General features: G+C 63.9%; 13 protein-coding genes. 8 read left to right on the top strand and 5 right to left on the bottom strand.

The window, feature by feature from the left end; genetic code table 11:
- Positions 1 to 153 precede the first annotated feature (153 nt).
- The 3 genes from dxs to ACODSD_RS15430 are packed head-to-tail and all read right to left on the bottom strand — an operon-like array spanning position 154 to position 3,137.
- Complete coding sequence (dxs, locus tag ACODSD_RS15440; protein WP_488877730.1) at positions 154 to 2,004, bottom strand: 1-deoxy-D-xylulose-5-phosphate synthase; 1,851 nt, start codon at positions 2,002 to 2,004, stop codon at positions 154 to 156.
- Between the two features lie 13 nt (positions 2,005 to 2,017).
- Positions 2,018 to 2,914, bottom strand: coding sequence for a polyprenyl synthetase family protein (locus tag ACODSD_RS15435; protein ID WP_107799096.1), 897 nt, complete (start codon positions 2,912 to 2,914; stop codon positions 2,018 to 2,020).
- A complete protein-coding gene (locus ACODSD_RS15430) occupies positions 2,904 to 3,137 on the bottom strand; it encodes an exodeoxyribonuclease VII small subunit (RefSeq protein ID WP_048412271.1) in 234 nt (77 codons plus the stop codon). The genes ACODSD_RS15435 and ACODSD_RS15430 overlap by 11 nt, the downstream gene beginning before the upstream one ends.
- 255 nt (positions 3,138 to 3,392) lie before the next feature.
- Here ACODSD_RS15430 and ACODSD_RS15425 point away from each other — a divergent pair, with 255 nt between their 5' ends.
- From ACODSD_RS15425 to ACODSD_RS15405, 5 genes are all read left to right on the top strand, one after another.
- Entirely contained in the window at positions 3,393 to 4,226 is an 834-nt protein-coding gene (locus tag ACODSD_RS15425; protein WP_107799095.1) for an SDR family NAD(P)-dependent oxidoreductase, read from the top strand.
- Between the two features lie 208 nt (positions 4,227 to 4,434).
- Complete coding sequence (locus ACODSD_RS15420; protein WP_107799094.1) at positions 4,435 to 6,240, top strand: ABC transporter substrate-binding protein; 1,806 nt, start codon at positions 4,435 to 4,437, stop codon at positions 6,238 to 6,240.
- A gap of 48 nt (positions 6,241 to 6,288) precedes the next feature.
- Positions 6,289 to 7,230 (top strand): ABC transporter permease, encoded by a 942-nt coding sequence (locus tag ACODSD_RS15415; protein WP_107799093.1) that lies wholly within the window; start codon positions 6,289 to 6,291, stop codon positions 7,228 to 7,230.
- Between the two features lie 16 nt (positions 7,231 to 7,246).
- Complete coding sequence (locus ACODSD_RS15410) at positions 7,247 to 8,311, top strand: ABC transporter permease (RefSeq protein WP_253315383.1); 1,065 nt, start codon at positions 7,247 to 7,249, stop codon at positions 8,309 to 8,311.
- Positions 8,312 to 8,327: 16 nt separating this feature from the next.
- Entirely contained in the window at positions 8,328 to 10,028 is a 1,701-nt protein-coding gene (locus tag ACODSD_RS15405; RefSeq protein WP_227107757.1) for an ABC transporter ATP-binding protein, read from the top strand.
- Between the two features lie 47 nt (positions 10,029 to 10,075).
- Here ACODSD_RS15405 and ACODSD_RS15400 read toward each other — a convergent pair whose 3' ends face one another.
- Positions 10,076 to 10,621: a hypothetical protein gene (locus ACODSD_RS15400; protein ID WP_107799536.1), complete on the bottom strand. Its 546-nt coding sequence runs from the start codon at positions 10,619 to 10,621 to the stop codon at positions 10,076 to 10,078.
- A gap of 267 nt (positions 10,622 to 10,888) precedes the next feature.
- Complete coding sequence (locus ACODSD_RS15395; protein WP_488877729.1) at positions 10,889 to 12,538, bottom strand: methyl-accepting chemotaxis protein; 1,650 nt, start codon at positions 12,536 to 12,538, stop codon at positions 10,889 to 10,891.
- 683 nt (positions 12,539 to 13,221) lie between these two features.
- Here ACODSD_RS15395 and ACODSD_RS15390 point away from each other — a divergent pair.
- From ACODSD_RS15390 to ACODSD_RS15380, 3 genes are all read left to right on the top strand, one after another.
- Positions 13,222 to 13,686, top strand: a complete 465-nt coding sequence (locus ACODSD_RS15390; protein ID WP_158274289.1) for an Xre family toxin-antitoxin system antitoxin — start codon at positions 13,222 to 13,224, stop codon at positions 13,684 to 13,686.
- Positions 13,683 to 14,123 carry an RES family NAD+ phosphorylase gene (locus ACODSD_RS15385; protein ID WP_235089194.1) on the top strand — a complete coding sequence of 147 codons (441 nt, stop codon included), beginning with the start codon at positions 13,683 to 13,685 and terminating at the stop codon, positions 14,121 to 14,123. Before ACODSD_RS15390 ends, ACODSD_RS15385 begins: the two co-directional genes overlap by 4 nt.
- A 583-nt stretch (positions 14,124 to 14,706) precedes the next feature.
- Entirely contained in the window at positions 14,707 to 15,663 is a 957-nt protein-coding gene (locus ACODSD_RS15380) for a BPSS1187 family protein (RefSeq protein WP_488877728.1), read from the top strand.
- The last annotated feature ends 117 nt before the right edge of the window (positions 15,664 to 15,780 follow it).

Genomic DNA, 15,780 nt, shown 5'->3' with positions numbered 1-15,780 from the left:
TGGATTGTATGTCGGTGGCAAATGCGCGCGGCTGACAAAAGCTGAACGCCGCTTCAGCGACGGCGGACGACATGGGCGCTTGGCGTGGGTTCTCAGGGGGCAAAGCAAAACGCCCGGCGGAGCCGGGCGTTGAAGTTGGACGACAAGTTTTACTTACAGCATCGCCAGCCGCTGGCGCACGCTGCGCTCGATGCCGGCGGCGTCCAGGCCGCAATCGGCCAGCATGCCGGCCGGGTCGCCGTGCTCCACGTAATCATCCGGCAGGCCCAGTTGCAATACCGGTTTGAGGATGCCCATCGCCTGCATCGCCTCCAAACAGGCCGAGCCGGCGCCGCCCATCACCACGTTTTCCTCCACGGTGATGATCAGATCGTGGCTCTCCGCCAGCCGGCATACCAGTTCCGCGTCCAGCGGCTTGACGAAGCGCATATCGGCCACGGTGGCGTTCAGCGCCTCGGCGGCGGCCAGGGCCGGCGTCACCATGCTGCCGAAGGCGAGGAAGGCCACTTTTTCGCCCTGGCGGCGCAACAGGCCCTTGCCCAGCGGCAGCGCCGTCATCTCGGCCTGGATCTCGGCGCCGGGGCCGGTGCCGCGCGGATAGCGCACCGCGGCCGGGCTATTCATCTGGAAGCCGGTGTACAGCATCTGCCGGCATTCGTTTTCGTCCGAGGGCGCCATCACCGTCAGATTGGGAATGCAGCGCAGGAAGGACAGATCGAAGGCGCCCGCGTGGGTGGGGCCGTCCGCGCCCACCAGGCCGGCGCGGTCGATGGCGAACAGCACCGGCAGATTCTGCAGCGCCACGTCGTGGATCAGCTGGTCGTAAGCGCGTTGCAGGAAGGTGGAGTAGATCGCCACCACCGGCTTGACGCCGTCGCAGGCCAGGCCGGCGGCGAAGGTGACCGCGTGCTGTTCGGCGATGGCCACGTCGTAATAGCGGTCCGCGTGCTCCTGCTCGAAGCGCACCAGGCCGGAGCCCTCGCGCATCGCCGGGGTGATGCCCACCAGGCGCGGGTCGCGCTTGGCCATGTCGCAGATCCAGTCGCCGAACACCTGGGTGTATTGCGGCTTGCCGCCGCCCTTGCCGCTGGCCAGGCCGTTGCTGGGGTCGAACTTGGTGACGCCGTGGTATTTGACCGGGTCGCTCTCCGCCAGCTTGTAGCCGTGGCCCTTCTTGGTGACGATGTGCAGGAACTGCGGGCCTTTGAGGCTGCGGATATTGCTCAGGGTGTCCACCAGCACGTCCACGTCGTGACCGTCGATCGGGCCGATGTAGTTGAAGCCGAACTCCTCGAACAGGGTGCCGGGGGTGAAGAAGCCCTTGACGTGCTCCTCCACCTTGCTGGCGATCTCCTTCAGCGGCGGGGCGATGCCCAGCACCTTGCTGGAGCCTTCGCGCATCGCCGCGTAGAAGCGGCCGGACATCAGCTTGGCCAGGTAGTTGTTCAGCGCGCCGACATTGGGTGAGATCGACATCTCGTTGTCGTTGAGCACCACCAGCAGATCGGTGTCCATCGCGCCGGCGTTGTTGAGGGCCTCGAAGGCCTGGCCGGCGGTCATGGAGCCGTCGCCGATGATGGCCACGCACTTGCGCTCAATGCCCTGGGTCTTGGCGGCCACCGCCATGCCCAGCGCCGCGCCGATGGAGGTGGAGGAATGGCCGACGCCGAAGGTGTCGTACGGCGATTCGTCGCGCTTGGGAAAGCCGGCCAGGCCGCCTTTCTGGCGCATGCTGCCCATGCGCTCGCGGCGGCCGGTCAGAATCTTGTGCGGGTAGGTTTGATGGCCCACGTCCCACACCAGGCGGTCGTCCGGGGTGTTGAACACATAGTGCAGGGCGATGGTCAGCTCGATGCTGCCCAGGTTGGAGGCGAAGTGGCCGCCGGTCTTGCTGACGCTTTCCACCAGGAAGTCGCGCAGTTCCGTGGCCAGCGGCGCAAGCTGCTGGCGCGACAGCTTGCGCAGGTCGGTGGGGCTTTGAATGGTCTCGAGCAAGGGATACATAGTTTTCTGCTTCTCAGAACGAGCGCGCGACGATGTAGTCGGCCAGTTCCTTCAATCGTTGGGCGGAATCGCCAAATCCTTCCAGCGCGGCAAACGCCTCGTCGCGCAAGTCGCGGGCAAACTGCTTGGCTTCGGACAGCCCCATCAGGCTGACGTAGGTGGGCTTGTCGTGGGCGGCGTCCTTGCCGGCGGTCTTGCCCAGGGTGGCGGTGTCCGCTTCGCAGTCCAGCACGTCGTCCACCACCTGGAAGGCCAGGCCCATGCGCTTGGCGAACACGTCCAGGCGGGCGGTCTCGTCTTCGCTCAGCGGCCGGCCGGCCATGGCGCCTAGCAGCACCGACGCGCGGATCAGCGCGCCGGTTTTCAGCAAATGCATATACTCCAGCTCAGGCTGATTCAGCGCCTTGCCCACGCTGGCCAGATCGATGGCCTGGCCGCCGGCCATGCCGGCGTGGCCGGCGGCGCGCGCCAGCGTATGCGTCATCGCCAGCTGGGCCGAGGCCTCCACGCCGGCCATGGGTGCGGAGAGCACGTCGAAAGCCAGGGTTTGCAGCGCGTCGCCCACCAGGAGCGCGGTGGCCTCGTCGTAAGCCACGTGGCAAGTGGGCTTGCCGCGGCGCAGCACGTCGTCGTCCATACAGGGCATGTCGTCGTGCACCAGGGAATAGACGTGGACCATCTCCAGCGCGGAGCCGATGCGGGCCAGATTGTCGGCCGAGGCGCCCACCAGTTCGCCGGCGGCGAACACCAGCAGCGGGCGCACCCGCTTGCCGCCGCCCAGGCAGACGTAGCGCATCGCTTCGTGCAATTTTTGCGGCGTGTGCTGGGGGGAGGGCAGCAGGCGCTCCAGCGCGCCTTCCACTTGCTGCTGGATCTCGGTCATCCAGGCCATGAACGGTTTATTGTCCATTGGACAATTCCAGCGGTTTGAGTTCGTTGTTTTCCAGGATTTTCAGCTGCTGTTCCGCGTCGGCCAGTTTGGTCTGGCAGAACTTGATCAATTCTATGCCCTGCTTGTAGGAGCCGAGCGCCGTTTCCAGCGGCATGTCGCCGCTTTCCATCGCCTGGATGATGTCTTCCAGTTGGGCCAGTGCGGTTTCGAAACTGGCCGGCGCTTTGCTGGCTTTAGCCATGGCGTTTTCCTTATTGTGCTTTGTGGTGGCCGGGCCGTGCGTGTTCTATCGGTGTCGCGAGGGCGCGGGCGGCTCTTTAAGGCCGTCATTCTAGTCCAATTTCCCGGTGCGGCGACAGAGGCGATTGAGCGCTTTTGGCAAGCGCGAATGCCGTGGAGATGCCGGCGGCGCGGAAAGTGAACGCGCCTAGCGGACAATTCCCCGCCGCCCGCATTTGCGGTAGGGTGTCGCCAATTGAAAACGACAGGGGCCAGCATGCATTCGCAACCATCCATTCTGATCACCGGCTGCTCCAGCGGCATCGGCTACCACACCGCCGTCATCCTGGCCCAGCGCGGCTGGCGCGTGATCGCCAGCTGCCGCGCCGCCGCCGACGTGGAGCGCCTGCGCAGCGAGGGCATGACTTGCATCCGGCTGGACGTGGACGACGCCGATTCCATCCGCGACGGCCTGGCCCAGGCGGTGGAGCTGGCCGGCGGCCGCCTGGACGCCTTGTTCAACAACGCGGGCTTCGGCCAGCCGGGCGCGGTGGAGGACATCAGCCGCGCGGCGATGCGCGAGCAGTTCGAAACCAATCTGTTCGGCCCCTGGGAGCTGAGCAACGCCGCGCTCAAAGTGATGCGCGCCCAGGGCCATGGCCGCATCGTGTTCAACAGCTCCATTCTGGGTTTCGCCGCCATGCGCTGGCGCGGCGCTTACAACGCCAGCAAGTTCGCGATGGAAGGCCTGTGCGACACCCTGCGCCACGAGCTGCACGGCACCGACATCCATGTGTCCCTGGTGGAGCCGGGGCCGATAGAAAGCCGTTTCCGCCCCAATGCGCTGGCGCGTTTCCTGAAGAACGTGGACATCGACGCCAGTTTTCACCGCGAGGCCTATCAGCAGCAGCTGGCGCGGCTGAAGAAAGAGGGCCACGCCGCGCCGTTCACCCTGCCGGCCAGCGCGGTGGCGGAGGCGGTGCACCGCGCCATCACCGCGGCCAAGCCGGCGGCGCGCTACCGGGTGACTTTCCCCACCAAATTGTATTGGTGGCTGCGTCGCCTGCTGCCAACCCGTTGTTTTGACTGGGCATTGCGCGCGGCCACCTGAGACGGCGCCAAGTCCTTGGCTTAGCATGAGTTTTTCTATGCATAGACATGTATTTTCTTTGATGCCATTTTGATAGTTTCTTGTTGATCTAGCCCGCGGATTCGCTTTACAGTCACGGCACTTGCTCATGGCATTTCCTCATGCCGGAGCAGGCATAACAATAGAGACGCCGGGTTTCCCGGCTCCGTGACACAAAGGAGTAAGCGAGATGAATCGCTGGAAATGGCTGCCCCTGCTGCTGGCGGGGGCGGGCCTGCTCGCGTCCGCGCAAGCGGCCGATATGAGCAAGACGCTAAAGGTGTCCTTCCTGGCGCCCGAGACCGGATTCGACCCGGCCAAGATGAGCGATATTTATTCGCTGGGCGTGATCGAGAACATTTTCGACAACCTGCTCAGGTACGACTACCTGGCGCGGCCGCTCAAGCTCAAGCCGGGCACCGCCGTGGCCCTGCCGGAGATATCGGCGGACGGCCAGGTGTTCACCTTCAAGGTCCGGCCCGGCATTTATTTTGCCGACGACCCGGCCTTCAAGGGCAAGAAGCGCGAGCTGACCGCGGCGGACTACGCCTACAGCATCAAGCGCTTCGCCGACCCCAAGGTCAGCTCGCCCAACGCCACTTCCTATACCGACTACGTGCTGGGATTGGCGGAGGCGGGCAGCGCCGCCAGCAAGAAAGGGCGCTTCGACTACGACAAGCCTATCGAAGGCATCAAGGCGCTGGACCGCTACACCCTGCAGCTGACGCTGAAAAAGCCCAATTACAACTTCCTCTACACCGTGGCCGCCAAATTCAGCGGCGCGGTGGCGCGCGAGGTGATTGAAACCTACGACAGCAACACCAACGCCCACCCTGTGGGCACCGGGCCGTTTGTGCTGAAGGAATGGAAGCCGGGCAACCGCATCATCCTGGAAGCCAATCCCGGCTACCGCAAGGAAGTGTTCGCCGACGAACCGGCCGCCGACGCGCCGCCGCAGGACCGCGAAATCGCCGAGCAACTGCGCGGCAAGACCCTGCCTGTCATCGGCCGCGTGGACATCAAGGTGATAGAAGAAGAACAGCCGCGCTGGCTGTCCTTCCTCAACAAGCAGATCGACTACATCGGCGTGCCCAAGTCCGCCATCCCGTCCACCGTGCACAGCAGCGAGGCCAACCCCTTCCAGGCCAGCCTCAACCCGACGCTGGCGCAGCGCGGCATCCGCCTGCACCACAATCTGGGCATGGACCTGACTTACGCCTTCTTCAATATGCGTGACCCGGTGGTGGGCGGCTACAGCAAGCAAAAGATCGCCTTGCGCCGCGCCATCGCCATGGCCTACCCCAGCAAGGAAGTGATCAAGCTCTTGTACAGCGGCCAGGCCATCCAGCTGCAAAACCTGGTGCCCTTGAACATGGTGGGCAACGATCCGCGTTTTCACGGCGCGGCGGACTTCGATCCGGCGCTGGCCAACGCGCTGCTGGACCAGGCCGGCTACAAGATCGGTCCGGACGGCTACCGCCGCCAGCCCAACGGCCAGCCGCTGCTGATCACCCAGGCCACCCAGGGCAGCGCTTTCGACAAGCAGTTCAACCAGATCTGGCAGAAGGCCTTTGACAGCATCAAGCTGCGCGTCACCTTCAAAGTGGCCAAATGGAATGAAAACCTCAAGGCCGCCTACGCCGGCAAGGTGCAGATGTGGTCCTTGGGCGGTTCCGCCGCCATTCCGGACGGCGACGACTTCGTCACCGGCCTGTGGACCAAGCAGATCGGCATCGGCAACCTGCCCTTCTTCAGCCGGCCGGAGTTCGACAAGGCTTATGAGGCGTCGCAAGTGCTGCCCAACGGGCCGGAGCGCGACGCGCTGTTCGACCGCATGAACCGGGTGGTGGCCGCTTACCAGCCCTATGTGTTGGGCGTGACCCGCTTCGAAAACGTCGTCAGCCACGACTATCTCAAGGGTTACAAGCCGCATCCGCTGGCCACGATTGGGGTGTCCTGGCGTTATGTCGACATCGACCTGAGCAAGCGCCGCTAAGCGCCTTGATCCGGGGCGCAGCCGCGCCGCTATATTCTGGAGAAGCAGATGTTCAATTTCATCATCCGCCGAATCTGGCAGATGGTGCCGACGATGTTCGGCGTCATGCTGCTGGTGTTCGTGCTGTTCAACTGGGTGGGCGGAGACCCCACCTACATCCTGGCCGGCAAACGCCTGACGCCGGAAATCATGGCCAATATCCGCGCCCAGCTGGGCCTGGACCTGAGCCTGCCGCAGCAGTTCTGGCTCTTCGTCAAGCAAGTGGCCACCTTCGACTTCGGCACCTCCTGGTCCACCCAGCAGTCCGTCACCGCCACGCTGGCTTCGCGCATCGGCCCCTCGCTGACGCTGACCGGCACCTTGCTGGTGTTCGAACTGCTGACCGCGCTGCCCATCGCCATCGTCGTGGCTTACTACCGCGGCACGCTGACCGACCGCATGGTGACGCTGATCTGCACCGTGGCCATGTCCGTCAGCTCGCTGGCCTACATCATCGTCGGCCAATACCTGCTGGCCTTCAAACTGGACTGGTTCCCGGTGATGGGCTGGGACGACGACAGCCTGCTGCGCAGCTTGCTGATCTATGTGCCGCTGCCGCTGATCCTGGGCATGCTGGTGTCGCTGGCGCCCAATGTGCGCTTCTACCGCAGCTTCGTGGTGGAAGAACTGGGCCACGACTACGTGCGCACCGCGCGCGCCAAGGGTTTGTCGGAAAAAACCGTGCTGTTCAAGCATGTGCTGCGCAACGCGCTGATCCCGGTGGTCACCGCGGTGATGATGTCCTTGCCCTTCCTGGTGCTGGGCTCGATGCTGCTGGAGCGCTTTTTCGGCATTCCCGGCATGGGCAATGAACTGCTGATGGCGGTGGACAAGAGCGATTTCCCGGTGATCAAGGCCATTACCGTGACCATCGCCGCCGCCGCCATGGTGTTCAACCTGCTGGCCGACATCATCTACAAGTGGATCGATCCACGCGTGCAACTCAAGTGAGCGCGGAGCACAAGACATGACAACATTGCAAAACACTGCCGGCGCGCCGCCGGCCGCCCCCTCGCGCAGCCTGTGGGCGCTGGGCTGGCAACGCTTGAAGCGCGACCGCATCGGCTTCGTCTCCCTGTGGGTGGTGGCCGCCTTCATGCTGCTGGCCGCCGCCGGCTGGCTCAATCTGGCCGGCCGCGGCTGGAACGACGAAATCGCCGCCTCCTACGCGCCGCCCACTTTATTGCTGGAGAAATACCGCCAGCAGGAAACGCCGGCCGCGGCCGGCGGCCAGTCCACCGCCATCGTGCCCACCGAACGCTTGAAACCGTCGGAAGATCCCATCCACGACTGGCTGGAAGCCGCGCGCCCGCACGCCGCCCAGTACGCGGTGCCGGAAGTGAAGAAAGTGGCGTCGCTGACCTTCGGCGCGGATCAGCGCGGCCGCGACATCCTGGACAAGGTGATCAAGGGCACCGCCACTTCGCTGCTGGTGGGCTTCTTCGGCGCGCTGCTGTCCATCCTGATCGGCACCTCGCTGGGCGCGATGGCCGGCTATTTCGGCCGCAAGGTGGACGACTTCCTGATGTGGTTCTACAGCGTGTTCACCTCGGTGCCGGACATGCTGCTGCTGCTCGCCTTCGCCGCTGTGGCCGGGCGCGGCATCGCCACCGTCATTCTGGTGCTGTCGCTGACCAGCTGGACCGGCACCTTCCGCCTGGTGCGGGCCGAGTTCATCAAGAACCGCTCGCGCGAGTACGTGCAGGCCGCCGACGCCATCGGCGCCAGCCACAGCCGCCGCATGTTCATCCACATCCTGCCCAATGTCTCCCACCTGCTGCTGGTGCAGTTCTCCCTCTTGATGGTGGGCCTGATCAAGTACGAAGTGATCCTGTCCTTCCTCGGCTTCGGCGTGGACGTGCGCCAGGTCAGCTGGGGCTCCATGCTGGCGGAAGTGCCGGAAGAGCTGTTGCAGGGCTATTGGTGGCAACTGGCCATGGTGGTGGTGTTCATGTCCACTCTGGTGACCGCCTTCAGCATGTTGACCGATGCGCTGCGCGACGCGCTGGACCCGCGCGCGGCGGCGAAGTGAGCGGGGAGAACAGACTATGACTCAGAACCAGACCCTGCTGTCGGTGCGCAATCTCAAAGTGGCGTTCCGTCAGGAGAACGGCGGCGATTTCCAGGCGCTCAAGGGCGTCAGCTTCGACATCCCGGCCAAGCGCACCGTCGCCTTGGTGGGCGAATCCGGCTCCGGCAAATCGGTGACCTCCATGGCCATCATGCGCCTGCTGTCGCCGCAGCACGCCAGCATCCACCCGGACAGCCAGATCCTGTTGCAAGGGCGGGATCTGCTCAAGGCCGGCGGCGCCGAGATGCGGGCGCTGCGCGGCAAAGACATCGCGATGATCTTCCAGGAGCCGATGAGCTCGCTGAACCCAGTGTTCAGCGTGGGCGAGCAGATCATGGAAGCCTTGATGCTGCACGCCAAGCTGGGCCGCCGCGCCGCGCGCCGGCGCGCGATCGAACTCTTGCGCGAAGTGGGCCTGCCGGAACCGGAAAGCAAGGTGGACAGCTACCCGCACCAGCTGTCCGGCGGCCAGCAGCAGCGGGTGATGATCGCGATGGCCATCGCCTGCGAACCCAAGCTGCTGATTGCCGACGAACCCACCACCGCGCTGGACGTGACCATCCAGAAGCAGATCCTGCAACTGATCGCGGACCTGCAGAAGAAACACGATATGGCGGTGCTGTTCATCACCCACGACCTGGGCGTGGTGGGCGAGTTCGCCGACGAAGTCATCGTCATGCGTCACGGCGAAATCCGCGAACAGGGCAGCGTGCAGCAAATCTTCGACGCGCCGCAGGACGCCTACACCAAGGCGCTGCTGGCCTGCCGCCCGCACCTGGACCGGCGGCCGCAACGGCTGGCGGTGATCGACGACTTCCTGCAGCCGGGCGGCTATGTGGAGCCGCCGCAACGCGAGCGCGGCTACCGGGACGACGACGAAATCATCCTGGACGTGCGCGGGCTGAGCAAATCCTTCGACGTGCGCGAAGGCTTGTTCGGCAAACGCCAGTTCCACGCGGTCAAGGACGTGTCCTTCAAGCTGGCCAAGGGCAAAACCCTGGGCATCGTCGGCGAATCCGGCTCCGGCAAGACCACGGTGGGTCTGACCCTGGTGCGGCTGCACCAGGCCAGCGGCGGCCAGGCGCTGTTCCACGGCCAGGACCTGCTGGGCATGGACGCCAAGGCCTTCCACGCTTACAAGCGGCGCATCCAGATCATCTTCCAGAACCCCTACGCCTCGCTGAACCCGCGCTTCACCGTGGAGCAGATCCTGAGCGAACCGATGCAGCTGCACGGCATCGGCCGCGACGGTGGCGAGCGGCGCAAGCTGGCGCAGGAGCTGCTGGACAAAGTGGGGATGCCGGCCGGGGCGCTGCAGAAATACCCGCATGAATTCTCCGGCGGCCAGCGTCAGCGCATCGCGATCGCGCGCTGCCTGACCTTGAAGCCGGAAGTGCTGATCTGCGACGAATCGGTGTCGGCGCTGGACGTGTCGGTGCAGGCGCAAGTGCTGAACCTGCTGCAAGACCTGCAGGACGAATACGGCCTGTCCTATCTGTTCATCTCGCACGATCTGGCGGTGGTGAAGCATATCTCCGACCAGGTGATGGTGATGAACAAGGGCGAGGTGGTGGAGCAGGCGGACGCGGACCAGATCTACCGCGAGCCGCGGCAGAGCTATACCCGCAAGCTGTTGGAGTCCATTCCGCAAGGCTGGGTGGGCATGGCGCCGGCCTAAGTCCACGTTTGCCTCAACTAAGAACCGCCGGTTTCCCGGCGGTTTTTTTATTGTCCGGCCAGCGCGCGGAAACCGTAATGCAGCAGCGCGTAAGCGCCAAACAGGATACAGGCCAGCGCGCCGTAAGCCAGCGCGGAGCGGCCGGCGTGGCTCAAGTCCGTGCTGCTGGGCAGGCAGCCGTCCCAGCACTGCGCCGCCAGAAAGCCCAGTCCGGCCGCGGCCGGACTCAGCCACGGCCAGCGCGCCGCCAGCGCCAGCAGGCCCCAACCCAGCGGCAGCAACAGCAAGGGCGCAATGCCGATGGGCAGCGCGTTCCACCACGTCAGCCGGTTGAAGCCCACCTGACCCAGCGTCAGCTGCCGGCCGTTGCGGCGCGGCCACACGCTGAAGCGGCTGGGCCGCGCCCGCAGCAGCCAGCCCACTAGGAAGTGGCAGAGCTCGTGCAGCACCGTGCCCGGCAGCGACAGCGCCACATAGGGCCAGAACCAGGCGCGGCGGCGCAACTGACGGCTGAGCAACAGGAACAGCGCTGGCCACAGCAGCACGGCGGGAGAGGGGGCGAACGGCGCGTACAGCGGCTCGAGGACGGACATGGGAGAAGGGGGCGGGCGAAAACCCGGATTGTGGCATGAGGGCGCGGCCGGACCAAGCCGGACGCGCCCTCATGCTTGAGAGGCTGGGTGTTTAGAAGGCGTTCAAGGGCTGAAGCTTTAGAACCATTCACGATCTTGCGAGCTAGAGCGAGACAAGGCGAAACCGGCTGAGAAAGCGGAATGTACTCGTGGTACATGAGCATTTCGAAGCGGTACTCACCGTGTCACGTTTCACGACGCGCAGCAGATCGTAAACAGGTTCTGAATTTAATCCGCGCGGAAGCGGTTAATCGCCGCATCCAGTCCATGCGCCAGGCCGGACAACTGCTGCGCCATGGCGGAGGATTCCTCCACCGACAAGCCGTTTTCCGTGCCCATATTGGCGATGCGCTCCACGTTCTTGGCGGCGTCGTTGCTGGCCGTGCTCTGCTCGCGCATCGCCTCGGCGATCTCGCTGGTTTTCTCCAGCAGACGGGTGGACAGCACGCGGATCTGGGCCAGGCGCTCGGACAGCGTGCCGCTCAGCGCCACGCCGGTTTCCACTCGTTCGGTGGCCTCGCGCATGCTGGCCACCGCCGTGGTGGTGTCGCCTTGCACCGCCTTGATTTTTTCGGAGATTTCGCCGGTGGCCTGCGCGGTGCGTTCAGCCAGCTTGCGCACCTCGTCCGCCACCACGGCGAAGCCGCGGCCGGTTTCGCCGGCGCGCGCCGCCTCGATGGCCGCGTTCAAGGCCAACAGATTGGTCTGCTCGGCGATGTCGTGGATCACGTCCACGATGTTGCCGATCTCATCGGAACGCTGGTTCAGGCCGATGATGATGGTCTCGGAGCGGCTGATTACGCTGGCGATCTCGGACATCTGCTGCGCGGCCTGGCCGGCCACCTCGCTGCCGCTCACCGCCTCGTTCATGCTGCTCTTGGCCTCGCCGGCCATTTCCACCGCGTGCTCGGCCACCAGATTGATGCTGACCGTCATCTCTTCCACCGCGGCGGCGGTGGACGAGGAGGCGTCGGTCTGTACCTGGGACGCCTCGGCAATGCGCTTGGACACGCCGGACAGCGCGTGGGCGGTGTCGTTCACCTGCTTGGCGTCCTCGCGGGTCTGCTGCAGGAAGGCGCGCAGATTGCCCAGCAGTTGCGCCAGCGCGCGGCCGGTTTCGCTGACCTCGTCGCGGCCGGTTTGATCCACCGTCACCGTCAGGTCGTTCTTCTCCGCCGCGTGGCGCATGGTCTGTTGCATGGCCTGCAAGGGACGGGTGATGGAACGGACGATGGCGAAGGCCAGCGCGACGCCCACCACCAGGGCCAGGCCCAGAATGGTCAGCATCATATTGCGGGTGTTCTTCATGCTGACCGCCAGCGCGTCCTCCGCGGACTGCGCGGACTCGTCCGCCAGCTTGCTCAGGCTGTTGAGCGCGTCGCGCGCCTCGTACAGCTTGGGCTTGAACGGGGTGATGCCGGCGTCGCCGACATTGGCCCGGCTGATCTCGCCGCTGGCGATCTTCTGATACAGCCCGTTCATGCCCTGCTCGTAGCCGGAGATGCCGGTCAGCATGCTGTCGAAGGTTTTCTGGTGATCCGCAGCCATGGCCATGGACTTGGCGGTGGCCGCCTGGCTCTTGAATTCGGCGATGTGCTTGTCCAGCAACTGCTTATTGGTCTGGATGCTCTGATCCGAGTTGTCCGGATTGCCGATGCTGATGAAGATGTTCTTCTCATCCTGGCGGATGTGCAGCATATTGCTTTGCATGGCGTTCATCTGGTAGCGGAACGCGATTTTCTGGTCAAACAGCGAGGTCAGCTCGCCATCCATCTGGTTCAGCGACCACCAGCCGGAACCGCCCACCAGAGCCACTGCAAACAGCAGGCTGCCCGCCAGCGCGGCGATGCGCTGCCCGATCGTGAATTGACTTAACATAATGCCCCCCATAGGCGCTGATATTCATCTTTTTTCATAGCAAACGCCTATGAATTGGCGATTGCATCAATGTGTGAAGACGCAGCGCTTCGTGCCGGCACGGACTCCAGCTTGGGCCGGGACTCTGGAACATCGGGAACGGGCCCACAGGCCGGAATGACGGAGTGTTTCAATGCCAGCGCCCCTCCTCGTGCGGAGGCGGAAGCGGTGCGACGTTCATTGAATAGGCGCAATCATAATTCACGCCGCGCCGATAGTCCTAATGGTTATTTTTGCATCGCAAAGCGGGAACATAGGGTGTATGTCCGGGCAAGCGGGGCAAGGCGGGGTGCCAAGGCCGGGCATGGGGCCGATATGAGGTTTTTTCATGTCCTGTGCAATGTAAAAGACATAAAACCCGCATTGCCGCTTTCAAACGTCAAGATTGGGGCGGCCTAATCTAAGCGTCCGGCGTGCAGCTTCTGTTGCGTTTAGACCCGCTAACAAAACCCCTGATCCTGCGTTGCGCCTCCTTGTCATACTACTTGTACTGCCTGCGTCGGCGCGCCTTGGCTCAGGTTCTCTGCGAGGTTTTGTTAGCGGCTCTTAGAGTCAGAAGAGGGAAGCCGGCCAAGCCGCGCCCTTGTTTTGTTTTGGCAAAATGCCGATAATAAATGAGCAAATTGCCAAATCAAGGAGGGGCCATGAAAGCGCTGCAAGTATTCGTGCCGGAGACGCCGGTCCCGCCCATGGTGGAACACAGCCTGTTGCAGGAACTGAGCGTGTTGGTGGGGCAGGAAATGCTCAACGATTTCGACGTGGCCAAAGTGGTGGAGCTGGGCGTGGACACCGGCATGCTGGAACGCCTGGTGGACGCCGGCCTCAGCCGCGGCGAACTGGAGTTCGTCATCCCGCCGCGCACCCTGTCCCATCGCATCAAGAAGGGCCAGACGCTGAACACCGAGGAATCCGAACGCGGCGTGCGCGTGGCCAAGCTGCTGCTGCTGGCGGAAGACCTGTTCGGCGACAAGGACGCCGCCGCCCAATGGCTGCGCAAGCCGCTGCACCGCTTTGAGGGCAAATCGCCGCTGGACATGGCCCATACCGAGCCCGGCGCGCGGCTGGTGGAACAACTGATCGCCCAAGCCAACGAAGGCTACGCGGCGTGATTGCCTGGCGCATCAGCCGCTACGCAGACCTCAAGGGCCTGGGCGGGCTGCGCTGGCCCGGCCGCTGGCATCCCGCCGGCCAGCCCATCGTTTACCTGGCGGACCACCCGGCCAGCGCCATGCTGGAAGCGCTGGTGCACCTGGAAGTGGCCGTCCTGCCCGCCACCTTCACCCTGCTGCAAGTGGAACTGCCGGACCGGCTGGTGCAGACGCTGGACCAGGCCAGCCTGCCGGCTGACTGGACCCTGCAACCCGCGCTCACCCAGGGCCTGGGCCATCACTGGCTGCAACGTCAGGCCTCCGCCGCGCTGCAAGTGCCCAGCGCGGTGGCCCCCAACGCCCACAACTACCTGCTCAACCCCCTCCATCCGGACGCCGGCGCCTGCCGGATACTCAGCGTGCGGGACGTGCCTTGGGATGCGCGCCTGAAGTCTTGATGAAGACCCCGCCGTGCCTACCTTCCGCTTGTCCAACGGTCTGTGCCTTGTCTTGCTGTTTTTAAACTTTTCGATGTAAACAATTGTAAACAAATTCTTGGCCTAAATCCGCCTTGCCGCGCTTTTGCGCGCAGGACAGCGCGAGTAGAGTCGGAGAGCGTGTTTACGATCTCGCGAGCCAGAACGAGGCAAGGCGAAAGCGGCCGAGAAGACGGAATGTACAAGGGGTACATGAGCATTCTGAAGTTGTTTTCAACGCCGTATCGCCGACGCGCAGCAGATCGTAAACCGATTCTTAGAGCCTGTTCAAAGTCTCGCGAGCAAGGGCGAGACAAGGCGAAAACGAGCGAAAAAGCGGAATGTACAGGTGGTACATGAGCATTTTGAGCTTGTTTTTAACGCCGTATCGCTGAAGCGCAGCAGACTTTGAACAGGTTCTGAGAAAACTAGCCAAGGGCTCACGTAGGCCCAAGGCCGTCGGGGCAATTCAACCCACTTACAGAGCGGCTGACAAACCCCTGATGCCGCGTTGCGCCGACTTGCCGTACTCAATACTGCCTGCGCGGCGCGCCTGGCCTCAGACGTGAAACTGAGTTTGTTAGCCGCTCTTATTGAAGATGCGAGGAATGCAATGACAGTTTGGAAATGGGCCGGCAAGACGGCCGCGGCGGCGCTGCTGTTCAGTATCGCCACGGCCACATGGGCGGACGCTGTCCGCAAGGATATTCTCCCCGCGGATACCGATGGCGGGATCGTGGCGAACAGCGGGCCGCACATCGTTTTCTCAACGGAAAGGGGCGGACACGCGCCGCTGCTGGTCTTCCTGCCTGGAACCGGCGGCGAAACCACGCGCACCGTAGTGGGCGAACAGGCTTTCATCGACACCGCCCTGGCTCAGGGCTACCGCTTCATCATCCTGTCCTACATCGACACGCCGGCCGTTTCCCAGGTTTGCACCCGGCCAGTGCTGGCGACCAATCCGGACTGCGCGGCACAAATGCGCCAGAAGCGCGCCTTTGGGGAAAACGCCACCCCGCTGATCCAGGACAAACCCAAAGACGCCATTGTCCATAGACTGACCGCTCTGCTGCGCTACCTGGCCAAGACCGATCCCCAAGGCCGTTGGGAACAGTATCTGGACAAGCAAGCCGTGGACTGGAGCAAGATCGTGCTGTCCGGTCAATCCCAAGGCGGCGGCATGGCCGCCTATATCGCCAAGCGCGTGGCGGTCAGAGGCGTGATCGACTTTTCCGGCGGCTGGGACATGCGCGCCAACAATCGCATCGCCTCCTGGTACGCCTCTCCCGGCGCCACGCCGCCGGACAGGTTGTTCGGCACCTATCACGTGCAAGAGCGCTTTGCCGATCTCATCCGCAATTCCTATAACGCGATGCGCATCCCGGCCGACCACCAGTTTGCGCTGAATAAACCGATACGCCGCCCCAACGCCGACAACCCCGGACATGGAGAAGGCGCCAGCAATCCGGTGTACCGGGAGCTGTGGCAGGAGATGTTGGAGCAGCTTAAGCGGGGGGAGTGAGGGGCAGGGGCGGGGCTGACGGGAGAGGAGGCGGGTATGCTGTCTACGACGCCGCCCCCTCCTACTTGGCTGGCTGAGTGTGCTGCGTCACAATATATCTTTATCATTCCAATGCAG

The sequence above is a fragment of the Chromobacterium sp. FG22 genome (genome assembly GCF_057809415.1).
The sequence above is the reverse complement of the archived record's forward strand: the minus strand, read 5'-3'. Positions and strand labels throughout refer to the sequence as shown.